The sequence below is a fragment of the Stenotrophomonas pictorum JCM 9942 genome, assembly GCF_001431585.1.
Taxonomy (GTDB): domain Bacteria; phylum Pseudomonadota; class Gammaproteobacteria; order Xanthomonadales; family Xanthomonadaceae; genus Stenotrophomonas; species Stenotrophomonas pictorum.
The window spans coordinates 95686-118041 of sequence record NZ_LLXS01000044.1 but is presented as its reverse complement, the minus strand read 5'-3'; the positions used below and the strand labels follow the sequence as shown (position 1 = coordinate 118041).

Here is a 22356-nt window from a genome sequence, read left to right as displayed (position 1 = left end):
ACCGGGTCCACTCCGCCAGCAGGATTTTTCTACGCGACATCCCTGTCGCGTAGAAAAACGACGTGCATCCATGCACGTCGCCCTTCGGGTGTTCCCCGCTGGCTCCGTCGCTGCGGAAGGGAATGCCGAAAAGCAAAAGCAACTGCGGCTACTCCGCCGCTTTTCGCAGCAATCGTTCAGCATCACTTTCTGGCCGTTGCTGTTGCTGTTTCTGTTGCTGTGGCTTCCAGTCTTTGACTTCCCCAGCCGTAGAGCGGGCCGAGCACCGCAGCTGATCGGGGAAAAAAGGCGCGGGTGTCTGAGCGCAGCGAGTTCCGCGCCGCCCCGATCCGCGAGGAGCACAGGGAACCGGCGGGCACAGCTCGACGGATCGCGTCCCGGCTGTGCTTTCTTTTGGATACTTTTCTTTGCACAAGCAAAGAAAAGTGACTCGCTCCTGCACAGCAGGAGTGAACGCCCTTGATGTCCAAGGGGCCGCAATGGCGCCAGCCAGGCGCCGGTCTCAAACCTCCAGCGCATATCCCACCCCCCGATGGGTACGGATCGGTTCTCCAGGCACCCCCGCCGCCCGCAACTTCGCGCGCAGGGTTTTGACGTGGGTATCCACGGTGCGGTCGGCACTGTCGCTGGCATGGTCCCAGCCGCGCTCCATCAGCTGCGCCCGGCTCAGGATCGCGCCCGGGCGCTGCAGCAGCGCGGCCAGCAACGCATATTCATAGCGGGTCAGGTCCAACAGGCCTTCGCCATAGCGGATGCGCCGGCCCTCCCCATCGATGGCAAACCTGCCGTGCTGCTTCCAGCCCGACGTCTCGGTCGCCGCCACCGCCGGCCCCGCCCGGCGCAGCCGGGCCCGTACCCGCGCCACCAGTTCACGCGGCGAGAACGGCTTGGCCACGTAGTCATCGGCGCCCAGCTCCAGCCCCAGCACCCGGTCGAACTCGTCATTGCGCGCGGTCAGGAAGATCACCGGCACCTGGCTGAAGGTGCGCAGCTGACGGCACACCTCGAAGCCGCCGATATCCGGCAGCCCCACATCCAGCACCACCACGTCGGCCTCGCCAGCCCGCAGCTGCGCCAGTGCCTCCCGCCCCAGCGTGCAGTGACTGGCCAGATAGCCCTCGCTGTGCAGGGCATATAACAATGTATCGGCGATGGCAGCCTCGTCTTCGACGACGAGGACCCGGGCAGGCTGGTCGGACATGTGCCCAGCATAGCCGCCACCTCCCCCGCGCCGTACACTTCGCCGATGAATTACCGCCACGCCTTCCATGCCGGCAACCATGCCGACGTGCTCAAACACATCACGCTGCTTGCGCTGATCGATTCCTTCAAGCGCAAGGACAGCCCGTTCTTCGTGCTGGACACCCATGCCGGGCGCGGCCGCTATCTGCTGTCCAGCGAGGAAAGCCGCAAGACCGCCGAGATCGACGATGGCGTAATGAAGCTGATGGCCCAGCCCACGCTGCCCGACGTGGTCGAGCGCTATCTGAAAGCGGTGCAGGCCGACAACCCGGTCGGCGCGCTGATCACCTACCCCGGCTCACCGCTGCTCACCGCCCAGGCCCTGCGTCCGCAGGACCGTCTGGCCGCCTGCGAGCTGCAGGAAGAGGAGGCCGCCGCGCTCAAGGCGCTGTTCGCCCGCGACAGCCGCGTCGGCGTGCACCCCGGCGATGGCTACGCGCAGATCCGCTCGCTGCTGCCGCCCAAGGTCAATGGTGTGAAGATCGGGCGCGGGCTGGTCCTGATCGATCCGCCCTACGAGGCCCAGGACGCCGAATACCCGCGTATCCTGGCGGCATTGAGCGAAACCCTGGCCCGCTGGCCGCAGGCCACCTGCGCGGTCTGGTTTCCGATCAAGCAGCGCCGCAGCATCCTGCATTTCTTCCGCAAAGCCGCCGCGTTGCCGATCAAATCGGCGCTGCTGGCCGAATTCCTGGTGCGTCCGGACGACTCGCCGCTGCGTCTGAACGGCAGCGGTATGCTGCTGCTCAATCCGCCGTGGCAGTTCGACCGGGTGCTGGCGCCGGCGATGCCGGTGCTGAAGAAACATCTGGGCGAACCAGGGGCCTCGACCCGTCTGGAGTGGCTCAAAACGGCCGAGTAGGCAACGGCCGTTCCCGGCCATGACCCCGCGTTCAACAATGTTCACAGAATTTCGCACGACCGGTGCCAGAATCAGCGGACTTTCGAGGAAACGTAGTCATGGCGACCCGCAACCGCATGCCCCCGTGGCATGAAAACTTCAAAGCCCCCAGTGGCCGGGAACTGCTGATCCGCCCCATCCGGCCGGAAGACGGCCCGCCGCTGCAGGGGGCATTTGAGCTGTTTGGACCGGAGGAAGTGCGTGACCGGTTCCTGCAGTCGGTCGAATCCCTTTCCGACGAAACCGCCCAGCGCCTGACCCACCCCAATCCCAAGACCGAGATCTCGCTGGTCGCCGCCGAACCGCTGCCGCCCGGCGAAGCGGTGGTCGGCGCGGTGGCGCGGGCCTCGATCATTCCCGGCACCCGGGATGCCGAGTACGCGATCCTGGTCAGCCGCTTCCTCGCCGGCCAGGGCCTGGGCCGCCAGCTGATGCGCAAGCTGGTGAAGTGGGCGCGCGGCAAGTATCTGGACCGCATGTACGGCGATATCGCCCAGGACAACGAGCCGATGCAGCAGCTGGCCGCCTCGCTGGGCTTCAAGCAGGTGCCGCATCCCACCGGCGCCCCGGGACTGGTGCGGATGGTGCTGGAACTAGCCAACTGAGGCGCTTCAACCTCCTTGCAGACAACAGGCGCTCCCACAAGGGGCGCCTTTTTTCATGACGCACATCCCTGTGCGTCACCGTTGGCGGCTTTGCCGTGAAAAACGGCGATCCTGCCGTTTTTTCATGACGCATATCCACGTGCCTCACCGTTCGGCAGCCTCGCCGCGAAAACGGCGGTCCTGCCGTTTTTCCCAACCCTCCTCCGTCTCCGCTCCCCTTCCGCAGCGTTGCCCTGCAAAACCGCGGTGCTGCTGTTTTGCGGAGGGGATAGTCCGTTTCCCCCCTGCAGCGGCCGGGCAGATCGCATCTGGTAAAATTCGCGGTCCATGTCGTCCATCAAATTCCCCTCTCCGCCGCTGCCGCGTAGCGGCCAGCTCCGCGCCTGGTGGCGCGCCCCGGCTTCCGTCAGCGCGCTGGCCTGGCACATCGCCCGTGCCGCCGACGCCCACGGCAGGCCCCTGCTGCTGGTGACGCGCGACAACCAGAGCGCGCATCTGGCCGTGGCTGACCTGCAGACCCTGCTGGGCGATGCCTCGACGCTGCCGGTGGTGCCGTTCCCGGACTGGGAAACGCTGCCCTACGACCAGTTCAGTCCGCACCCGGACATCATTTCCCAGCGACTGGCCGCGCTGCACCGCCTGCCCACCCTCGCCCGCGGCATCGTCGTGGTGCCGGTGCAGACCCTGCTGCAGCGCCTGGCGCCGCTGAACTACATCGTCGGCGGCAGCTTCGACCTGAAGGTCGGCCAGCGGCTGGACATGGATGCGGAGAAACGCCGGCTGGAAAGCGTCGGCTACCGCAACGTGGCGCAGGTGATGGACCCGGGCGACTTTGCCGTGCGCGGTGGCCTGCTCGATGTCTACCCGATGGGCACCGAGGCGCCGCTGCGCATCGAGCTGCTGGACGAGGACATCGATTCGATCCGCGCATTCGATCCCGAAACGCAGCGCTCGCTGGACAAGGTGCCGGCAGTGAAGCTGCTGCCCGGCCGCGAAGTGCCGGTGGACGAGGCCAGCCTGGCCAAGGTGCTGACCACGCTGCGCGAGCGCTTTGACGTCGATACCCGGCGCAGCCCGCTGTACCAGGATCTCAAGGCCGGGGTCCTGCCCTCGGGCGTCGAATACCTGCTGCCACTGTTCTTCGACAAGACCGCCACGCTGTTCGACTACCTGCCCGAAGGCTTCATGACGGTGCTGGGCACCGGGGTGGCCGAGGCCGCCGATGCGTTCTGGACCCAGACCCTCAGCCGCTACGAACAGCGCCGCCACGATATCGAGCGGCCGCTGCTGCCGCCGGAAGAGATCTACCAGAGTCCGGACAGCCTGCGCGAGCAGTTCAACAAGCTGCCGCGCGTGGAAGTGTGGCCGGCCGACCATCCGCGCATCGCCGAGGCGCAGGCGCTGGGCGACCAGCCGCTGCCGCCGCTGCCGGTCGCCGCCAAGGATGCACCGGCTGGACAGGCGCTGAAGTCGTTCCTGGACAACTACCCGGGCCGGGTGCTGATCGCCGCCGATTCGCCGGGCCGCCGCGAGGCGCTGCTGGAAGTGCTGCAGGCCGCCGATCTGCGCCCGCCGGTGGTTCCCGGTCTGCCGGGGTTCCTCGCTGACGCTGCCGCACCGCGCTTTGCGATCACCGTCGCCCCGCTGGATGACGGCTTCGCACTCAGCGAGCCACCGCTGGCGGTACTGACCGAACGTCAGCTGTTCCCCGAACGCGCCGGCCAGCCGCGCCGCACCCGCCGCGCCGGACGCGAGCCCGAGGCGATCATCCGCGACCTGGGCGAGCTCAGCGAAGGCGCTCCCATCGTCCACGAGGACCACGGCGTGGGCCGCTACCGCGGCCTGATCGCGATGGATGTCGGCGGCATGCCCGGCGAATTCCTCGACATCGAGTACGCCAAGGGCGACCGCCTGTACGTGCCGGTCGCGCAGCTGCACCTGATCAGCCGCTACTCCGGCGCCTCGCCGGAAACCGCGCCACTGCATTCGCTCGGGGGCGAGCAGTGGGCCAAGGCCAAGCGCAAGGCCGCCGAGAAGGTGCGCGACGTCGCTGCCGAGCTGCTGGAAATCCAGGCCCGCCGCCAGGCGCGCGCCGGGCTGGCGCTGGATATCGACCGCGCGATGTACGAACCGTTCGCCGCCGGCTTCCCGTTCGAGGAAACCGCCGACCAGCAGGCCGCGATCGATGCGACCCTGCGCGACCTGCAATCGGCCCAGCCGATGGACCGCGTGGTCTGTGGCGATGTCGGCTTCGGCAAGACCGAAGTTGCCTTGCGCGCGGCCTTCGCCGCGGCCAGTGGCGGCAAGCAGGTGGCGGTGCTGGTGCCGACCACGCTGCTGGCCGAACAGCACTACCGCAACTTCCGCGACCGCTTTGCCGATTACCCACTGCGTGTGGAAGTGCTCTCGCGCTTCAAGAGCACCAAGGAGATCAAGGCCGAGCTGGACAAGGTCGCCGAGGGCACCATCGATGTGATCATCGGCACCCACCGGCTGCTGCAGCCGGATGTGAAGTTCAAGGATCTGGGGCTGGTCATCGTCGATGAAGAGCAGCGCTTTGGCGTGCGCCAGAAGGAAGCGCTGAAGGCCATGCGCGCCAACGTGCACCTGCTCACGCTCACCGCCACGCCGATTCCGCGCACGCTCAACATGGCCATGGCCGGGCTGCGCGACCTGTCGATCATCGCCACCCCGCCGCCGAACCGGCTGGCGGTCAAGACCTTCATCACCGCCTGGGACAACGCGCAGCTGCGCGAGGCGTTCCAGCGCGAGCTCGCGCGCGGCGGCCAGCTGTACTTCCTGCACAACGATGTGGAAAGCATGGGCCGGATGCAGCGCGAGCTGTCCGAGCTGGTGCCAGAGGCGCGCATCGGCGTCGCCCACGGCCAGATGCCCGAGCGCGAGCTGGAAAAGGTGATGCTGGATTTCCAGAAGCAGCGCTTCAACGTGCTGCTGGCCAGCACCATCATCGAATCGGGCATCGATATTCCCAATGCCAACACCATCATCATCAACCGTGCCGACAAGTTCGGCCTGGCCCAGCTGCACCAGTTGCGCGGCCGTGTCGGCCGCTCGCACCATCGCGCCTACGCCTACCTGGTAGTGCCGCCGGACAAGCGGGCGATCAGCGCCGATGCGCACAAGCGGCTGGAAGCGATCGCCTCGATGGATGAACTGGGCGCCGGTTTCACCCTGGCCACGCACGATCTTGAAATCCGCGGCGCCGGCGAGCTGCTCGGCGAGGACCAGAGCGGGCAGATGGCCGAGGTCGGTTTCAGCCTCTATACCGAGCTGCTGGAGCGCGCGGTACGGTCGATCAAGGCCGGCAAGCTGCCCGACCTGGATGCCGGCGAAGAAGTCCGCGGCGCCGAGGTGGAGCTGCATGTGCCGGCGCTGATCCCGGAAGACTACCTGCCCGACGTGCATACCCGCCTGACCCTGTACAAGCGCATTTCCAGCGCCCGCGACAGCGCGGCGCTGCGCGAGCTGCAGGTGGAGATGATCGACCGCTTCGGGCTGCTGCCGGACCCGGTCAAACACCTGTTCGCCATTGCCGAACTCAAGCTGCAGGCCAACGCACTGGGCATCCGCAAGCTGGAACTGGGCCAGAACGGTGGCCGTATCGTGTTCGAAGCCAAGCCCGAGATCGATCCGATGGCGGTGATCCAGCTGATCCAGAAGCAGCCCAAGCTGTACCAGATGGAGGGCCCGGACAGATTGCGCATCAGGCATCCGCTGCCGGAAAGTGCCGACCGTTTCAACGCCGCACGCGCCCTGCTGACCACTCTGCGGCCGTGAAAGCCCTGATTAAGACAACCGATGAAGATTGCGTGAAAAGGCGGGCGTACCGACAATAGGCGCCCCCACTCTTACGCACGCGGCCGTCCCCCCCCGGCTCCGTACTGATGCCATCTATTTCCTCACCCGTGGGACTTTCCATCCCTCCGGAAGACAACTCATGCGCCATCGAGGTGCTGGCCGCCGCGCTGGATCAGCGCGACAGCTACACCGATATCCATTGTGACCGGGTTTCGCAGCTGGCCTTGGCGCTGGGCAAGCGCTGTGACCTGTCCGAGGACCGCCTAGGCCACCTGGTGCTGGCCGCTCGTTTCCACGATGTCGGCAAAATTGGCATCCGCGATGACGTGCTGCTGCATCCGGGCCGTCTGGACGAGGAAAAATGCCGGGCGATGCGCACCCATCCTGAACGCGGCGCGCGCCTGTTCCGCGCCACCGGGCGCGAGGATGCGGACCACGTAGCCCGCCTGATCCGCCACCACCACGAGGCCTTCGATGGCAGTGGCTACCCGGACGGCCTGAAAGGCGGCGATATCCCGCTGGAAGCGCGCATCCTCACCATCGCCGACGGCTACGATGCGATGACCTCGGCCCGTCCCTATCGCGGCCCCATGCCGCATTCGCGCGCCATGGGCATCCTCACCGAGGAACAGGGCCGGCTGATCGACCCGGACGTGTTCCACGAATTCACCCGGATCATCCAGGCCGGCGCACTGGAAGAAGTCTGACACCCGGTCACCGCGCCGCGATGGCCGTCGCCGCAGTGACATACAGAAGGCCCGGCACTGCCGGGCCTTCTGTTTTCCGCACACCGTGTGCGCCAGCCACCACATCCCCCCGCGATCCCGGTCGGTGCCGGCCATCGGCACACCGGCCACGCATCCGGGGGCGGCAGCCAAGGAAGGCAGTATCGAGAGCGCGCCGAGGGCACGGAAGTTGGCCCAAGCCTACGCGTCAGTGGTGAGCCGCACGCACACGTGGCTATCGGTAAACGGCGCCACATCGCGGCCCCGTTCGTGAAGATGGCTGGCGCCTGGCTAGGGCCACCAACGGCAACGTTCCACGCATGCGAGGAACGCCGGGCAAGGTCGCGCAGATGGCATTCACACGCAAATTTCCAGCCATCCTCGATGCCCGCTAACGTGATAACTGCGGAATGAAGTTTTGCGAAGGCCGGAGCCGCAGACTCTGCAGGACAGTGGCGGAGTCAAGCCGACCCGCGAAATGGCGTCGGCTCGAATGAACTGCCAGGGCTCACTTCCCGCATGCTGGCACGACTGCCGGTGCCGGACTGAGGTATGTAACCTCTCCCGCGCAAACCCTATAAGCAAATGAAGTGCTGGCAAGGCCGGAGTCCGGAATCGCCGCGGTATGCATGATCTCGCCTGAGGGGGCGATGAGTCTGATCAGTGCATTATCAACGCTGACAGCGTTGCCCGGCGTCGCAAGCTCAAGTGTGAAACCATCGGAAAGGCGAAGCCTGGCGGCCTGTCTGGATGGCAACTGCAAATCAAGGGTAACCGGCGCAGAATCATCAAACTGCAGAGTGCCAGTGAACTGAACGCGCTCTGGTATGCCAGCCGATGCCCCCAGCGAAACGCTGGTCAGAAACAGGAATACGGCTACAGTTTTCATCGTGCACCTCCAGGTTGTGGGATTGCTGCCCGTCAACCCTAACACCCACGTCACGCCGGCGGGCAGCGCGTGGCCGGCAACATGGCCAGCTCGTTCTGCCATGGTGTTGACGTGGCGATGAAGTTTCGGCTTGAACACATTCTCCGGCACGCCGGACGTTTCGCTAGTCCTGAATCAACTTGCCATTGCGGCCAATCTTTGCATTGCAAGACGCGCAGGACCAACCTCCAAGCATTGCCTCGCGACCATTCGCGGGTTTGCGAAAGCGCGGCAGCACCGCATCGCATTTGGGGCATGACTTGCGCGGCATGAGCAGGCCCAGCAGCAAGACCCCCAGTCCACCAGCCACGCCGCCAACAAGCATTGCTGAAGTCAAAATTTTCATGGCTCTCCTGCCACCTGACGCCTGAGTCAAGCCGCACCGTTCAGGGCATCGCATTGAATTAATGGAATGAACTGTCAGCTGGCCTGTACTAGCCCCAGCGCCATCGTGGCTTCTCGCCCTTAAGCCAGCAGATGAAAACAAGCACGAGAAGGACAGTCCATGTCATGCACATGAAGCCAACGATATTGCTGGCCGGAGGAAACAAGAAAAAAGCTGCAACGAGAAGTGCAACTGCGGCACAAAGAACCAGCCAACCTTGCCATTTGACGGGGAACCCCCAACCCCAGCCGTATTTTTTTGCGGGAAACCAGTAGTCATCCTTTTGCACGAATCCTCCAAATCCGGCTGGCGCCGGAGTTAATCCGCATTACGCAGCGGCGTCGGCTTGAATGAACGGTTAGGCCTTATACGCGGATGAACAGCGAGGGTGCGTATGCAGACCAGTACAAAGCAACAGTACCGATGAAGCTGAAAGCCAATGCAAAGCCGACATGACGAGCGGTAGGCCTCCATGTGGCAAGGCCGACAACAAGCAGGCAGAGTCCAGGCAAGGCCCACCACCATTTGATAGTGCGAAATACGAACTGCGAATAGCCTGATTGAGTGACGTTGAAGCTGCTCCAGGCTCCCGTGAATGCATCAGCAGCGCCGTGTTGTACGGCATAGATGAAGTAGCCTTAGGCCAGGGCCAGTAGCAACACAATGGCAATGAGCGCGATTCTCTTGAACATGAGGCCTGACACCTGCGTTAAACCACGCCGCAAAACGGCGTCGGCTGGGATGAATTTTCAGCTGACCGCGACTATGCCAGCCAGCTGGCTTTGGCGCCTTTCTGACTCAACAGGACCAAGGCGATTCCAACCGCCAGCACTACGCCCTGCATTGCCATCACCGCCGGGCCGCCCAGCCGCGCGCCGTCCGTAAGGACGAACAAGTTGAGATCCTGCAGCAGGATCCCAAGCAGCGAGGCAACAAATACAGGAAACGCCCAGTGCTTACGAAGCAGCAGCCCAACCGAGCCTAAAGTCCCGGCGATTACAGCCAGTGCCGTGGCTGCTACGGCCCAGAGCGGGCGAGAGGCATAGAGTTCTTGCTGCGCCGCTGGCAGCTTTGCGATATCAGCAGCGGACAGACTCAGGTCCAGGCCGAAGGCAGCCAGGCCGAGAAGATTCCAAAGCAAGGCAAGCACCGCTACAGGCTTCAACCACTTCGGTGGTGCATTCATATCTACTCCCAAGTCGCGGATGAACGTGCTCGGACAGCTAACACCTGGATTAAGCCGTACCGCGACGCGGCGTCGGCTTGGACGAATTGTCAGGCGTTCTTCGATGAACGCCGGAGAGTGCCTGTGAACACAGTACCTGGTAAGACGGTATTGAAGACCGTTCACGCGCACTCATCACTGCCGGATGCGGTGCCGACCACGGGTTGATACCGGCTAGAACCAAAGTTGGAAGCATCATCTATCCCAAATCCCCTACCTCTAAACGAGCGGGCCAGGTTCCCTTTTACATGCCATGGAACTCAACCTGCCCCCGCTACTTGAAGGTTTCCATAGAACGGTTATGGGGGAATCAAACCGGGGTGGTGACGCGACATCGAGTGGAACCCATCCTCAGGAACCATCCGCGCCCATTGGCAGCATGAAGTCGGCGACCGGGTCGAGAACGATCTCCGGAAAACGCTCCGAAACAGCCTTTGCCATCTGCGCACTGGCCACGGGATCAACGGACCCCAATGCGAACGCCACATCACGCGCTTCCGCGCTGGGCCACTGGGCGTAGCTGTACCAGAGGCCATCGGCCCCCCGATGCAACCGGGAACCAAGCGAACCGCGCTCCGAGCGCAGTAACCCGGACACCTTGGACCACGCTTCGATGAAAGCACTTTCCGAACCGGAGTGAAGCCGCCAGCGGTACAGAACTGCAAAACCGGGCCCAGAAGATGCGTTTGTCGCTGTCATGTCAAATGGCACCTGATGTCTGATGAACTGGCGAACGGGATATCGGTACAACAACAGAGGAGCAAGAACGGGATCGGGTTCACTTTTACATCCCACAGAACTCAACCCGACCCCGTTACTGGCGTTGCGGCAGCAACGTCGGTTTGAATTAATTGTTAGCCGTCACGCGGTGGCACGATGAACGGGCGATTAGTGAGTAATATATAAAGCCGGAGAATGACGTTTACTATTAGGGCGTACGCGATGCTTAAGGCTGCAATAAAAATTACAATTGACCGAAGAGATGTGGATGCATTGTTTGGAATGGTTGCAACAGATAGTGTCAGTGCAGTAAGTGCAGCGATTGGCACGGCAATGACTGTGAGTGGCCGCGGAAGGCGATTTTTAATTCCACAGATTAAGCACCTTATCTCAACCTGGTCGAAAATGCCGTAAGGCAGAAGATCCCAGACGGTAACTGAGAGAGGCTTTTTGCATTTTGCACAAATTGCGGCCATTTTTATTGACGACTAACATCTGAGTTAAGCCGCGCCGAGAAGCGGCGTCGGCTTGGACGAATTGTTAGGCCTCTGGCGCATTCCGCTCCGCGGGGGTGCGCGAGAAGGCCGGCGACAGCCCAAATGGATCAATCGCCTGCCGCTGATGAGACGCGGCAGCCGCCCACCAATAGAGCTGTTCAACCCCCCGGCCGGCATACCGCTCCCATCTGGCGGGATCCTGCCCTTCCAACAGCTCGCCGTTCTGGGCGAAAACCTGGTCTGCGCTGGGGAAGTGCACCATGGCCGATACGGGCAGACAGCCCAGTTCCGCTAGGAAGGAGCGCATGTTCACCGCCGCGCGGGTGCCGCCCCACTGGCCGCTGGAGTAAGTGGCGATGAGGCTTGGCTTGAATGAAAACGCCGAGCTTGGGAAGTGATTGAGCAGGTCTGCAAGCGCCGGGCTCATTGAGTGGTTGTACTCGGGGCTCAGCATGACGTAGGCATCCGACTCCCGAATAAGGTCCTCGAGGCGGGCTAACGGTTGGGGCTTGGCTCCCCGGTTGTAAGCGAAGGCAGGCTTGAACACTTCCGATACCGGGTAGGCGAGCGGATCCACCACTTGTGTTTCAAAACGCTCGCGTAGATGCATCGCCAAGAAGGCAGCGACGCGTTCGCCGAGTCGAGGGGGCTGAGGCGGGGATGACACACGGCGGGAGCCGAGAAAAAGAAGGGCCTTCATTGCCGGTTCCTGAGGCCTAACGCCTGAATTAAGCCGAGTTGCGATAGCAACGTCGGCTTGAATGAATTGTTAGACAATGGTTGAGCGGAACGATCCAATGTGCAGCCATGAGTATATAAGAGTGCTAAGGATGAGAGGGTGTGTAATAAATACGGAAATGCCAATGGATAGCCATACAGGGTCTCCTCCATTGGTGATCATTATGCCGGCGACGGTGGCGGTCAGGGCTGCGATTGGGGAGATTATGGCAAAGGCTAATAGATGGATATGATTGCGAGCTTTGCAGTTTGGGCAATGTACGCTCCAGCTTTTTAAGCTCCCAATTGAGGCTAAGATGAATCCTAAAAAGCCAATATGCTCTCCGCATGTGGCGCAGCTTGAGTGTCTATCGGCCATTGTCTAACACCAGAATTAAGCCGTGCCGCGAAGCGGCATCGGCTTGAATGAATTGTTAGGCGACACTCTCATTCTTCCGCTTCCCGCCCGCAACGAATAAAAGAATTCCGAGAACGCTGATGAAACCCTCGACGAGGAGTGCAGCCGGAACCTCAAAGTGACCCTCGCCACCCCAGGATGGCCGCGAAACGCCAGGAAAAGACCCAAACAGGACGGAAGTAAAGAGGAAGGCAGTGAGCGTAAAGGCTGCGGATCTGATCTGGCCATCGCTCAGTGGGCGTGTGCGCAGGAACCATAGCCAGATCAGCTGTGGTGCTCCAAACATTGCGGTGAACATGATTGCCCCTGGAACGAACTCGCTCTCCGACATGACAGCGAAGAACTTGAAACTGGCGACGCAGATGAATGCTAACGCGAGCAAGATGGGCTTCATTGGATCTCCACGTGTCGCCTAACTCTGGAATTAAGCCGCGCCGCGTAGCGGCGTCGGCTTGAATGAATTGTTAGGCCGCGACTGCATAGGCGAGCGAGTCCGCGACCACGTAATAGTTTGCGCCCCACGCCTCATGGATGTGAAATACCGTCTCTCCGGGCTCAGCCACGAGCCCGCCGGCGGTGGAATTGCTGACCGTGAGGCCTGCAAGTGTCAGCCGCGGTGCGAGGTCGACGCGGCTGACACCGTAGAAACGAAGTAAGCCATGTTCCGAGCCGATCTCTTTGCGAATACGGAGCACTAGCTCCTGGGCCTCTGCGGACCAAGACATAACCTCGGCCTCTGCATCGGCAAGGTTTTTGGTAAGGGCCGTTGGTAGGTCTAAGAACATCTTTCTCTCGCGGCCTAACACCGGAATTAAGCCGCGCCGCGAAGCGGCGTCGGCTTGAATGAATTGTTAGGCCTTGCGCCGCTTACTGACACCACTGCTTCTCGCAAGGCACACCGTCATTGTCGCCGTCCATTTTGGTGTTGGGGCAATGCTGTACGAAGTAAGTGGCCTCGGCACAAGAACGCATCTGGGAGCAGTGGGTCCTTCCGTCACAACTGAACCTCGCTGCGACTGGGGCAGCATTTGACGGTGCTACAGCGGCCGCAGGGGGCGACGTAGCAATGGCTGCTTCTGCGGTGCTTATGGCCTTGTACTTGCCGTACCCATACCAACCGAGGGCGGCGAGGATAGCTAGGACGATTAGATTCTTCACGTTGCGATCCCCTTTGCTCGCAAGGCCTAACGCCAGAATTAAGCCGTGCCGCGAAGCGGTATCGGCTTGAATGAATTGTTAGGCACCAACCTTTGATACTCGGGCTGGTGCAACTCAGTCGCACCCAAAATACTTAGCCTCTTGCGCGCCACAGTGATCTGAGCTTGAAGTGCACGACTTGAGCATGCCTCCAGCAAGGACAAGCAAGAATAGGCAGCCGCCGACAACAGGTGCAACCTCGCCGATGAAGCTTCCTATGCTCCGTGTCCACTTGGCGTAAAACTTTGAGCGCATTGCGAGCCAAAAATCTACGCTGACTAGCGCAAAGAGCAGCGTTGGAACAGTAAGAATCAATGGCCACCATTCGCCCGTGAAGTACCAGCCACCAGCACCTAGTGCACAAGGCACAAAGAGGATTAAGAGATAGGAATGGTCTTTAAGGCTCATGGATGCTTGCTGTGCCGCCTAACTCTAAGTAGACCCCGAAAGTGGGGTGTAGCGCGGAGTATGGCCGCAGGTTGCGACGATGTGAACCGGGGAAATCCGGCGCCGGCTCAAGGGGTTGCGTTATTTCCCCGGACGGCCGGCCGGTGCCTGCGGCCGGTGTTATGCCGCAGGAAAGTCGCCATATCGATTAGACCCCCGATGCTCCGGTGTAACGCCGCTGCCGGTATGTGGCCTGATTGAGCCGGCCGGGTCGTTTTGCCCGGTCCGGCAGCCGGTTTTCCAGGCCAACGTGGCGCCGGCCTGCGCCGTTTGCAGTAACCCGCCGCCCTTCGGGGCGATCTTTTGGGGCCTGCTCCAAGCGGTTGTGGGGTCCGGCACGGGGAACCGGAGCCGTTCGCGCCGCTGTGGGCGGCTACGGGCAGCCCGGAAACGCCTGCTTTTGAGACAGAAGTCTCATCGATGCCGAAAAAAGCGGCATCGTTGCCACTTCAAGTGCCATCGTTGCCCCAAAAAGGGGCAACGTTGCCGGAAAAAGTGGCATCGATGCCCCAAAAAGGGGCAAGCGTGCCGAAAAAAGCGGCAGTGATGCCCCAAAAAGGGGCAACGTTGCCGGTCAAAGTGGCATCGATGGCGAAAAAAGCGGCATCGATGCCGTTTCAAGTGCCATCGATGCCCCTTTTTGGTGCAACGCCGCCGCGCGCCGGTCTACCGGAAAGCCGCACGGGGGCGCCGCTGCCACGGCACCGGCCAGCGCCGACCGGTGCCACGCGACGGCCCCCGCTTGGGGGTGCAAACGCGGCGCGCCCCGGCACACCGGAAGGCCGCGCCGGGGCGGCGCTGCCGTAAACGACGACACCCGGCATCGGCCGGGTGTCGTGAGGGGATTGCAGGACGTGTTACTTACCGGGCCTTGGCCTGGTTGGCCACGGCCTCGGCAGCCTTTTTGGCCGCTTCCGGATCGCCCAGGTAACGGAACGACTGCACCGCCAGGTCGTCATCCAGCTCGAACAGCAGCGGAATGCCGGTAGGGATGTTGAGCTCGAGGATTTCTTCCTTGCTCACGTTGTTGAGGTACTTGTACAGCGCGCGCAGCGAGTTGCCGTGGGCGGTGACCAGCACGGTCTTGCCGTCCTTGAGCTGCGGGGCAATGGCATCAAACCAGTACGGCAGCACGCGATCGAGCGTGGTGGCCAGCGATTCGGTGGCCGGCAGCGCGTTGCGGTCCAGGCCGGCGTAGCGGCGGTCGTGGCTGGGATGGCCCGGATCGGCCAGGTCCATGGGCGGCGGCGGGATGTCATAGGAACGGCGCCACACCTTGACCTGGTCCTCGCCGTGCTTGGCGGCGGTCTCGGCCTTGTCCAGGCCCTGCAGGCCACCGTAATGACGCTCGTTCAGACGCCAGGATTTGGCAACCGGCAGCCAGTCCTGGCCCATCTCGGCCAGCGCGCCCTGCAGGGTGTGGATGGCACGCTTGAGCACGGAGGTGTGGGCGACATCGAACTGCAGCCCTTCTTCCTTCATCAAGCGGCCGGCGGTGGCGGCCTCCTGGCGGCCCTGCTCGGTGAGATCGACATCGACCCAGCCGGTGAAACGGTTGTCGAGGTTCCACTGGCTTTGGCCATGGCGCAACAGCACGAGTTTACGGGTCACAGCAGAGGTCTCCGGAGGTGGGGTAGGCGCTGGATTGTAGCCGCTTCACGCGGAGTGGCCGCGCACGCCACGCCGCCTTGATCGGGGCCGTGCCATGCTGCCGGCATGCTCGACACCGCCTTGCCCCCGCTGCCCGAGCGGCCGACCCCGGAAGATCTGCGTGCGCTGCGGGCCCTGCAGAGCCGCCTTGCCGCGCAGGTGTCGCTGGAGGATGTACTCACCGCCCTGCCCGCACGGCTGGCCGGGGTGGATACCGGCTTCGAGGACGCCGGCCGCACCACCCGATCGGCGGCGGTGCTGCTGGAGGGCGACACCCTGCAGACACTGGAGTCGCGTGTGGCGCGCCTGCCCACCGCCCTGCCCTATATTCCCGGCCTGCTGAGCTTCCGCGAGCTGCCGGCGGCGTGGCAGGCGCTGCAGCAGTTGAGTACCGCTCCGGCGCTGGTACTGGTGGATGGCCATGGCATCGCCCACCCGCGTGGCCTGGGCATCGCCGCGCACCTGGGCGTGCTTAGCGGGCTGCCCTGCATCGGCGTGGCCAAAAGCCGGCTGGTCGGCGACTACGACGAACCCGGCCCGCTGCGGGGCGATCACACCCCGCTGTGGCACAAGGACCGTCAGGTCGGCTGGGTGCTGCGCAGCAAGCCGCGTTGCAACTCCCTGTTTGTCTCGCCCGGCCACCGGGTGTCGGTCCCGACGAGTCTTTCGCTGGTGCTGGCCTGCCTGGGGCGCTACCGCCTGCCCGAGCCGACCCGGCTGGCCGACCGACTGGCCTCGCGCCGCGATGGCCGCGCCCCGGCCGGGTGAGGCCGAGGGTGAGCGAGGCCTGTCGCAACAATCCGTTTCCGGGCCGGTACGGACAGCGCTCCGCCCCCGTGCAATCCTGCGGCCCAACGCAACCGGGAGTTTTCCATGACCACGATCCTCAATCCGCGCGTGCACGACCTGGGCGGTTTCCAGGTGCGGCGTGCGGTGCCCACCCTGCAGGCGCGCAGCGTGGGGCCGTTCGTGTTCGTCGACCACATGGGCCCGGCGGTGTTCGCCCCCGGCCAGGGCATCGACGTGCGCCCGCATCCGCATATTGGCCTGGCCACGGTGACGTTCCTGTGGTCCGGGCAGATCGGCCACCGCGACACGCTGGGTTCGGAGCAGATCATCCGCCCGGGTGATGTGAACTGGATGACCGCAGGCCGTGGCATCGCCCATTCCGAGCGCACCCCGCCGGCCGAGCGTGGCCACGACCACCCGCTGCACGGCATGCAGACCTGGATCGCGCTGCCGAAGTCGCACGAGGAATCCGTCCCGGCGTTCCACCACTTCAGCGCCGGCCAGCTGCCGCAGCAGCGCCGGAACGGTGCGCTGCTGCGGGTGATCGCCGGCCGCGCCTATGGCGAGGAATCGCCGGTGCAGGTGTTTGCCGACACCTTGAATGTGGCCATCGATCTGGACCCGGGCGCGGAGATCGACCTGGACGCCAGCCACGTGGAGCGTGCGCTCTACATTCTGGAAGGCGAGGCGCAGCTGGACGGGGTGGATGTGCCGGCCATGCACCTGGTGCTTCCCGAGGCCGGCGCGCGCGGGCGCCTGCGCGCCAGAACCCCGGTCAAGGCGATGCTGATGGGTGGCGAGCCGCTGGATGGTCCGCGCCACCTGTGGTGGAACTTCGTCTCCAGCTCCAAGGAGCGCATCGAGCAGGCCAAGGACGACTGGCAGGCCGGCCGCTTCGGCACGATTCCGGGCGATGACAAGGAGTTCATTCCGCTGCCGGCCTAAGCCGCCGCGGCCTTAACGCTTTCAATACGCCGCCCGCACGCCGCTGGCTTATGTTTCCACCACCCGCTCCGGGGAATCGAGGGGAAACACGCATGGATATGAGCAAGCGACTGGCGGCCGAGTTTCTCGGCACGTTCTGGCTGGTGCTGGGCGGCTGCGGCAGCGCGGTGCTGGCGGCCAATTTCGGTGGCGACGGCAATCCGCTGGGGATCGGTTTCCACGGGGTGGCGCTGGCCTTCGGCCTGACCGTGCTGACCGGCGCCTATGCCTTCGGCCACATCTCCGGTGCCCACTTCAACCCGGCGGTGAGCGTGGGCCTGTGGGCCGGCGGCCGCTTCTCCGGCAAAGACCTGCTGCCGTACATCGTGGCGCAGGTGCTGGGCGGCGTGGCCGCGGCATTCATCCTGTTGCAGATCGCCCAGGGCAATGCCGGTTTCGCCATCGACGGCAGCCAGGCCGGTGCCTTCGCCAGCAACGGCTACGGCGCACTGTCGCCGGGCGGCTACAGCGTCGCGGCCGCGTTCCTGTGCGAGGTGGTGATGACCGCATTCTTCCTGGTGGTGATCATGGGTGCCACCCACGGCAAGGCGCCGGCCGGCTTCGCGCCGATCGCCATCGGTCTGGCGCTGACGCTGATCCACCTGATCTCCATTCCCGTCACCAACACCTCGGTCAACCCGGCCCGCTCCACCGCGGTGGCGGTGTTTGCCGGCCCCGGGCAGATCAGCCAGCTGTGGCTGTTCTGGGTGGCGCCGATCCTGGGCGCGATGATCGGCGGCATCGCCTACAAGTGGATCGGCAGCGACAACTAGGCCGTTGCCGGTAGCACGTGACAGAAGCGGCCCCCGGCGGGGCCGCTTTTTTGTGTGATCTGAAACATGCTTTGCAAGTGACGGCGGTTGTGTAATACCGTCGGACCTCGGCTGGCGCGCATGGGGATGCGCGCAACGGGCGCGAGGGAACTGGCCACCAGCCGCGCAACCGCCTTCAACGATCCACACAACATCCATCGCGCCGGTAGCGGGCGGTGTTTCATGGGGAAAGCGAAGTGAAGACTGTCCGTACCGTTTGTGCCGCCCTGTTGCTTGCCGCCGCTGCCACCGCCTCGGCCCAGCAGACCGCCCAGTGCCCGCTGCTGCCGGCCGACAGCGGCCTGCACTGGGAACAGCAGGCCCAGAGCGACTTCATCGTCTGCAAGGCCACCACCCCCGATGGCCGTACCGTGCTCAACATGATGCTCACCGCGCGTGATCCGGGCATCGCCCTGACCCGGGCGCTGCGCGCGGAAAAAGGCACCTTCGGCGGCGAGGCGCTGCACTGGTACAAGATGGATATGGGCGGCCGCGACCTGCCGGGGCTGGAGTCGCGCCGTATCACCGTGGTCAAGCTGGACAAGAAGCGCTATGCCCAGATCTGGATCGAAGCGGCCGACGGCGGCGAGCTGGCCAGCCTGCAGACGCTGACCCAGGCCCTGAACCTCAACTCCCCGGCGCTGGCCGGCAGCGGCAACTGACGCCCCGCGCGGCCCGTCCGCGCTCCTGCGGCGCGGACGGCGCATCGGTCAGAAGCGGCCTTCCTGGTAATCCACGAAGGCCTGCATCAGTTCCTGCCGGGTGTTCATCACGAACGGGCCGTGACGCGCCACCGGTTCGCCCAGCGGGCGCCCGGCGACCAGGATCAGGCGCGCTTCCTGTGGGCCGGCCTGCAACTGCAGCTGGGAACCACCGCCGAGTACGGCCAGCTCGCTCTGCGCCAGCACGCGTGCATTTGCGCCCTCGCCCACCGTCACGCCGCCTTCGAACACATAGGCGAACGCATTGTGGCCGGCCGGCAGCGTGTACTGCCACGAGCTGCCGGGCGCCAGGGTGATATCCAGATACAGCGGATCGGTCGCCGGCTGCACGATCGGGCCGCTGACACCGCCGACGCTGCCGGCGATGACTTTGATACTCACGCCCTGGGCCGGCTGGACCTGCGGAATGCGCTCGGCGGCGAACTCCTGGTAGCGCGGATCGGTCATCTTCTCGCGCGCCGGCAGGTTCACCCACAGCTGGAAACCGCGCATGCGCCCGGACTCCTGCTCGGGCATCTCCGAATGCACCAGCCCGCGCCCGGCGGTCATCCACTGCACGCTGCCCGGGGTCAGCAGGCCCTCGTTGCCGTGGTTGTCGCGGTGCCGCATGCGGCCGTCGAGCATGTAGGTGACGGTTTCAAAGCCGCGGTGCGGATGGTCGGGAAAACCGGCCAGATAATCCTCCGGCTTGTCGGTGCCGAATTCGTCCAGCATCAGGAACGGATCCAGCTCCGGCAGCGCCGGCGTGCCGATCACCCGGGTCAGACGCACGCCGGCACCATCGGAGGTGGGCATGCCCCGCAGGTTGCGGACCACGCGGGCCGCGGTGTCACCAGTCATGATCAGGCTCCTTGAAATATATCCAGACAATGGAGGCTGCCCACGGCAGGACCAAGCACCGCCCTCGCAACCGATTGTTCCAGTGCTGGTGCAAGCGACACGCCACGCAACCCGCAGTCAGGTTTGTCAGGGGTTTCACCGTAAGACCAAAGTCTGGGGTCCCGCCACCGCCATATCCGTTGACCCCCGCCGTCCATGGGTAGAACCTTGAGCCAATCTCCTGCGAGGCGACTCGATGAAAGGTTTCTCCAAAGCCGGCTGGGCGCTGCTGTCCCTGATCGGCGCATTCTGTCTGGGCGTGGTGGCGCTACGCCGCGGCGAACACATCAACGCGTTGTGGATCGTGGTGGCGGCGGTTTCGCTGTACCTGGTCGCGTTCCGCTACTACGGCCTGTTCGTCGCCCGGAAGGTCATCGGCGTTGATCCCACCCGCGCCACCCCGGCGGTTCTGAACAACGATGGCTTGGACTACGTGCCGACCAACAAGCATGTGCTGTTCGGCCACCACTTCGCCGCCATTGCCGGCGCCGGCCCGCTGGTCGGCCCGGTGCTGGCCGCGCAGATGGGCTACCTGCCCGGCACGCTGTGGCTGATTGCCGGCGTGGTGCTGGCCGGCGCGGTGCAGGATTTCATGATCCTGATGATCTCCACGCGCCGCAACGGCCGTTCGCTGGGCGACCTGGTACGCGAGGAGATGGGCCCGGTGCCGGGCACCATCGCGCTGTTCGGCGTCTTCATGATCATGATCATCATCCTGGCGGTGCTGGCGATGATCGTGGTGAAAGCACTGGAAGGCAGCCCGTGGGGCATGTTCACGGTGATCGCGACGATGCCGATCGCGATCCTGATGGGCATCTACATGCGCTACATCCGCCCCGGCAAGATCGGCGAGATCTCGGTGGTCGGCCTGGCGCTGCTGCTGGCCGCGATCTGGTACGGCGGCAAGGTCGCCGCCGATCCGGTGATGGGCCCGATGTTCACCTTCACCGGCGTGCAGATCACCTGGATGCTGATCGGCTACGGCTTCGTGGCCGCGGTGCTGCCGGTGTGGCTGCTGCTGGCCCCGCGCGACTACCTGTCCACCTTCCTCAAGATCGGCACGATTGTCGGCCTGGCGATCGGCATCCTGATCGTGATGCCGGAACTGAAGATGCCGGCGCTGACACAGTTCACCGACGGCACCGGCCCGGTGTGGAAGGGCAGCATGTTCCCGTTCCTGTTCATCACCATCGCCTGCGGCGCGGTCTCCGGCTTCCATGCGCTGATCAGCTCGGGCACCACGCCCAAGCTGCTGGCCAATGAAGGCCACGCCGCCTATATCGGCTACGGCGGCATGCTGATGGAATCGTTCGTGGCGATCATGGCGATGGTGGCGGCCTCGATCATCGAGCCGGGCATCTACTTTGCGATGAACTCCCCGGCGGCGATCATCGGCACCGATGTGGTCCATGCCGCGCAGGTGGTGAGCAACTGGGGCTTTGCGATCACCCCGGAGCAGCTGACCACCACCGCGGCCGAGATCGGTGAAAGCACCATCCTCTCGCGCGCCGGCGGCGCCCCGACGCTGGCGGTGGGTATCGCGCAGATCCTGCATGCGGTGCTGCCGGGCGACGGCATGATGGCGTTCTGGTACCACTTCGCGATCCTGTTCGAAGCACTGTTCATCCTCACTGCGGTCGATGCCGGCACCCGTTCGGGCCGCTTCATGCTGCAGGACCTGCTGGGCAACTTCGTGCCCGCACTGCGTCGCACCGATTCGTGGGTGGCCAGCTTCATCGCCACCGGCGGCTGCGTGGCGCTGTGGGGCTACTTCCTGTACCAGGGTGTGACCGATCCGCTGGGCGGCATCAACATGTTGTGGCCGCTGTTCGGTATCGCCAACCAGATGCTGGCCGGCGTGGCGCTGCTGCTGTGCACCGTGGTGCTGTTCAAGATGAAGAAGGAGAAGTACGCCTGGGTGCCGCTGCTGCCGGCGATCTGGCTGCTGATCTGCACCACGGCGGCCGGCTTCATCAAGATCTTCGCCAGCGAACCGGCGGTGGGCTTCGTGGCCCAGGCGCACAAGTACCGTGATGCGATCGCCGCCGGCAACCTGCTGCCGCCGTCCAAGGACTTCGGACAGATGCAGCAGGTGATGGTCAACAACTACATCAACGCCGGCCTCACCGCGCTGTTCCTGTTCGTGGTGTTCGCGGTGCTGGTGTACTCGGTCAAGACCATCATGGTGGCGCGCCGCTCGCCGGTGCGCACCGACCGCGAAACCCCGTACGTGGCGCTCAAGCCGCACGAGATGGACGTGTAATGGGCACCGAACTGGTCCCGGTCGGCCAGTACCAGACGTTCCGCCGCACCTGGCGGCGTCTGGTACAGACCGCGCGCCTGTGCTGCGGCGTGCCGGACTATGACAACTATGTGCGGCACATGCAGGAGAAGCATCCCGACCGTCCGGTCATGGACTACAAGACCTTCTTCCGCGAACGCCAGGACGCCCGCTTCGGCGGCAAGAGTGGCTTCCGCTGCTGCTGAGTCCGCGGTTTGAAGAACATAGAAGGCGGGGCCATTGGCCCCGCCTTTTTTCATGACGCGCATCCCTGTGCGTCACCGTCCGGCCTCGCCGGGGAAGAACGGCTGTCCTGCCGTTCTTTCATATCCGCGATCTGCAAAGCCGATCACAGGGGCAGGACCGACCACCCCAGATCCCGGTGCTAGGATCGGCCATCACCAGGGAATCCC

22 protein-coding genes are annotated in these 22356 nt (G+C 64.1%); 10 read left to right on the top strand and 12 right to left on the bottom strand.

Going from position 1 to position 22356, the window contains the following annotated elements; all coding sequences use genetic code 11:
• Window positions 1-502 precede the first annotated feature (502 nt).
• Window positions 503-1201 carry a two-component system response regulator CreB gene (gene creB, locus ARC78_RS13100; protein WP_057506454.1) on the bottom strand — a complete coding sequence of 233 codons (699 nt, stop codon included), beginning with the start codon at window positions 1199-1201 and terminating at the stop codon, window positions 503-505.
• Window positions 1202-1246: 45 nt separating this feature from the next.
• Between creB and ARC78_RS13095 the strand changes: the two genes are divergently transcribed.
• The 4 genes from ARC78_RS13095 (at window position 1247) to ARC78_RS13080 (ending at window position 7274) form a co-directional block, all read left to right on the top strand.
• Window positions 1247-2104, top strand: a complete 858-nt coding sequence (locus ARC78_RS13095; RefSeq protein WP_054660497.1) for a 23S rRNA (adenine(2030)-N(6))-methyltransferase RlmJ — start codon at window positions 1247-1249, stop codon at window positions 2102-2104.
• Window positions 2105-2202: 98 nt separating this feature from the next.
• Window positions 2203-2748 carry a GNAT family N-acetyltransferase gene (locus tag ARC78_RS13090; protein ID WP_054660495.1) on the top strand — a complete coding sequence of 182 codons (546 nt, stop codon included), beginning with the start codon at window positions 2203-2205 and terminating at the stop codon, window positions 2746-2748.
• 327 nt (window positions 2749-3075) lie between these two features.
• Window positions 3076-6546, top strand: a complete 3471-nt coding sequence (mfd, locus tag ARC78_RS13085) for a transcription-repair coupling factor (protein ID WP_057506453.1) — start codon at window positions 3076-3078, stop codon at window positions 6544-6546.
• Window positions 6547-6653: 107 nt separating this feature from the next.
• Window positions 6654-7274, top strand: a complete 621-nt coding sequence (locus ARC78_RS13080; RefSeq protein ID WP_054658413.1) for an HD-GYP domain-containing protein — start codon at window positions 6654-6656, stop codon at window positions 7272-7274.
• Between the two features lie 526 nt (window positions 7275-7800).
• On the opposite strand, the gene ARC78_RS16675 is transcribed toward ARC78_RS13080, so the two are convergent.
• The 10 genes from ARC78_RS16675 to gpmA all read right to left on the bottom strand — a co-directional run bounded on the left by ARC78_RS16675 (window position 7801) and on the right by gpmA (window position 15437).
• On the bottom strand, window positions 7801-8181 hold the full coding sequence (locus ARC78_RS16675; protein ID WP_145974344.1) for a hypothetical protein: 381 nt from the start codon (window positions 8179-8181) through the stop codon (window positions 7801-7803).
• Window positions 8182-8344: 163 nt separating this feature from the next.
• Window positions 8345-8566 (bottom strand): hypothetical protein, encoded by a 222-nt coding sequence (locus ARC78_RS16670; protein ID WP_145974343.1) that lies wholly within the window; start codon window positions 8564-8566, stop codon window positions 8345-8347.
• Between the two features lie 802 nt (window positions 8567-9368).
• Window positions 9369-9791 carry a hypothetical protein gene (locus ARC78_RS13075; protein WP_054658411.1) on the bottom strand — a complete coding sequence of 141 codons (423 nt, stop codon included), beginning with the start codon at window positions 9789-9791 and terminating at the stop codon, window positions 9369-9371.
• 390 nt (window positions 9792-10181) lie between these two features.
• On the bottom strand, window positions 10182-10529 hold the full coding sequence (locus ARC78_RS13070; RefSeq protein ID WP_054658409.1) for an antibiotic biosynthesis monooxygenase family protein: 348 nt from the start codon (window positions 10527-10529) through the stop codon (window positions 10182-10184).
• A gap of 561 nt (window positions 10530-11090) precedes the next feature.
• A complete protein-coding gene (locus ARC78_RS13065) occupies window positions 11091-11747 on the bottom strand; it encodes an NADPH-dependent FMN reductase (protein WP_057506452.1) in 657 nt (218 codons plus the stop codon).
• Between the two features lie 451 nt (window positions 11748-12198).
• Entirely contained in the window at window positions 12199-12576 is a 378-nt protein-coding gene (locus ARC78_RS13060; RefSeq protein WP_054658407.1) for a hypothetical protein, read from the bottom strand.
• A 70-nt stretch (window positions 12577-12646) separates the two neighbouring features.
• Window positions 12647-12907 (bottom strand): hypothetical protein, encoded by a 261-nt coding sequence (locus ARC78_RS13055; protein ID WP_158499990.1) that lies wholly within the window; start codon window positions 12905-12907, stop codon window positions 12647-12649.
• Window positions 12908-13049: 142 nt separating this feature from the next.
• Window positions 13050-13340, bottom strand: coding sequence for an excalibur calcium-binding domain-containing protein (locus ARC78_RS17040; protein WP_083468437.1), 291 nt, complete (start codon window positions 13338-13340; stop codon window positions 13050-13052).
• Between the two features lie 114 nt (window positions 13341-13454).
• Window positions 13455-13787: a hypothetical protein gene (locus tag ARC78_RS16665; protein ID WP_145974341.1), complete on the bottom strand. Its 333-nt coding sequence runs from the start codon at window positions 13785-13787 to the stop codon at window positions 13455-13457.
• 900 nt (window positions 13788-14687) lie between these two features.
• Entirely contained in the window at window positions 14688-15437 is a 750-nt protein-coding gene (gene gpmA / locus ARC78_RS13050; protein ID WP_054660958.1) for a 2,3-diphosphoglycerate-dependent phosphoglycerate mutase, read from the bottom strand.
• Between the two features lie 105 nt (window positions 15438-15542).
• Between gpmA and nfi the strand changes: the two genes are divergently transcribed.
• The 4 genes from nfi to ARC78_RS13030 all read left to right on the top strand — a co-directional run bounded on the left by nfi (window position 15543) and on the right by ARC78_RS13030 (window position 18723).
• Complete coding sequence (gene nfi, locus ARC78_RS13045) at window positions 15543-16244, top strand: deoxyribonuclease V (RefSeq protein ID WP_096144975.1); 702 nt, start codon at window positions 15543-15545, stop codon at window positions 16242-16244.
• A gap of 105 nt (window positions 16245-16349) precedes the next feature.
• Window positions 16350-17210: a pirin family protein gene (locus ARC78_RS13040; protein WP_057506450.1), complete on the top strand. Its 861-nt coding sequence runs from the start codon at window positions 16350-16352 to the stop codon at window positions 17208-17210.
• 92 nt (window positions 17211-17302) lie between these two features.
• A complete protein-coding gene (gene aqpZ / locus ARC78_RS13035; protein WP_083468558.1) occupies window positions 17303-18022 on the top strand; it encodes an aquaporin Z in 720 nt (239 codons plus the stop codon).
• 236 nt (window positions 18023-18258) lie between these two features.
• Window positions 18259-18723, top strand: a complete 465-nt coding sequence (locus ARC78_RS13030; RefSeq protein ID WP_054660425.1) for a hypothetical protein — start codon at window positions 18259-18261, stop codon at window positions 18721-18723.
• Window positions 18724-18771: 48 nt separating this feature from the next.
• Here the strand turns inward: ARC78_RS13030 and ARC78_RS13025 are convergent, their stop codons facing one another.
• On the bottom strand, window positions 18772-19623 hold the full coding sequence (locus tag ARC78_RS13025; protein WP_054659003.1) for a pirin family protein: 852 nt from the start codon (window positions 19621-19623) through the stop codon (window positions 18772-18774).
• Between the two features lie 235 nt (window positions 19624-19858).
• On the opposite strand from ARC78_RS13025, the gene ARC78_RS13020 reads away from it, so the two are divergent.
• The gene (locus ARC78_RS13020; protein ID WP_054659004.1) at window positions 19859-21925 is read left to right on the top strand and encodes a carbon starvation CstA family protein; all 2067 of its coding nucleotides are present in this window, start codon (window positions 19859-19861) and stop codon (window positions 21923-21925) included.
• Window positions 21925-22149 (top strand): YbdD/YjiX family protein, encoded by a 225-nt coding sequence (locus ARC78_RS13015; protein WP_054659005.1) that lies wholly within the window; start codon window positions 21925-21927, stop codon window positions 22147-22149. The genes ARC78_RS13020 and ARC78_RS13015 overlap by 1 nt, the downstream gene beginning before the upstream one ends.
• Window positions 22150-22356: the final 207 nt, after the last annotated feature.

What these genes read in the sequence shown, in the direction of transcription:
- ARC78_RS16670 (WP_145974343.1), bottom strand. Translation starts at nt 8,566, where the DNA reads ATGAAAATTTTGACTTCAGCAATGCTTGTTGGCGGCGTGGCTGGTGGA.
- ARC78_RS13070 (WP_054658409.1), bottom strand. Translation starts at nt 10,529, where the DNA reads ATGACAGCGACAAACGCATCTTCTGGGCCCGGTTTTGCAGTTCTGTAC.
- creB (WP_057506454.1), bottom strand. Translation starts at nt 1,201, where the DNA reads ATGTCCGACCAGCCTGCCCGGGTCCTCGTCGTCGAAGACGAGGCTGCC.
- ARC78_RS13090 (WP_054660495.1), top strand. Translation starts at nt 2,203, where the DNA reads ATGGCGACCCGCAACCGCATGCCCCCGTGGCATGAAAACTTCAAAGCC.
- ARC78_RS13015 (WP_054659005.1), top strand. Translation starts at nt 21,925, where the DNA reads ATGGGCACCGAACTGGTCCCGGTCGGCCAGTACCAGACGTTCCGCCGC.
- ARC78_RS13065 (WP_057506452.1), bottom strand. Translation starts at nt 11,747, where the DNA reads ATGAAGGCCCTTCTTTTTCTCGGCTCCCGCCGTGTGTCATCCCCGCCT.
- ARC78_RS13080 (WP_054658413.1), top strand. Translation starts at nt 6,654, where the DNA reads ATGCCATCTATTTCCTCACCCGTGGGACTTTCCATCCCTCCGGAAGAC.
- ARC78_RS13060 (WP_054658407.1), bottom strand. Translation starts at nt 12,576, where the DNA reads ATGAAGCCCATCTTGCTCGCGTTAGCATTCATCTGCGTCGCCAGTTTC.
- ARC78_RS13055 (WP_158499990.1), bottom strand. Translation starts at nt 12,907, where the DNA reads ATGTCTTGGTCCGCAGAGGCCCAGGAGCTAGTGCTCCGTATTCGCAAA.
- aqpZ (WP_083468558.1), top strand. Translation starts at nt 17,303, where the DNA reads ATGGATATGAGCAAGCGACTGGCGGCCGAGTTTCTCGGCACGTTCTGG.
- mfd (WP_057506453.1), top strand. Translation starts at nt 3,076, where the DNA reads ATGTCGTCCATCAAATTCCCCTCTCCGCCGCTGCCGCGTAGCGGCCAG.
- ARC78_RS13025 (WP_054659003.1), bottom strand. Translation starts at nt 19,623, where the DNA reads ATGACTGGTGACACCGCGGCCCGCGTGGTCCGCAACCTGCGGGGCATG.
- ARC78_RS16675 (WP_145974344.1), bottom strand. Translation starts at nt 8,181, where the DNA reads ATGAAAACTGTAGCCGTATTCCTGTTTCTGACCAGCGTTTCGCTGGGG.
- ARC78_RS13020 (WP_054659004.1), top strand. Translation starts at nt 19,859, where the DNA reads ATGAAAGGTTTCTCCAAAGCCGGCTGGGCGCTGCTGTCCCTGATCGGC.
- nfi (WP_096144975.1), top strand. Translation starts at nt 15,543, where the DNA reads ATGCTCGACACCGCCTTGCCCCCGCTGCCCGAGCGGCCGACCCCGGAA.
- ARC78_RS16665 (WP_145974341.1), bottom strand. Translation starts at nt 13,787, where the DNA reads ATGAGCCTTAAAGACCATTCCTATCTCTTAATCCTCTTTGTGCCTTGT.
- ARC78_RS13040 (WP_057506450.1), top strand. Translation starts at nt 16,350, where the DNA reads ATGACCACGATCCTCAATCCGCGCGTGCACGACCTGGGCGGTTTCCAG.
- ARC78_RS13075 (WP_054658411.1), bottom strand. Translation starts at nt 9,791, where the DNA reads ATGAATGCACCACCGAAGTGGTTGAAGCCTGTAGCGGTGCTTGCCTTG.
- ARC78_RS13095 (WP_054660497.1), top strand. Translation starts at nt 1,247, where the DNA reads ATGAATTACCGCCACGCCTTCCATGCCGGCAACCATGCCGACGTGCTC.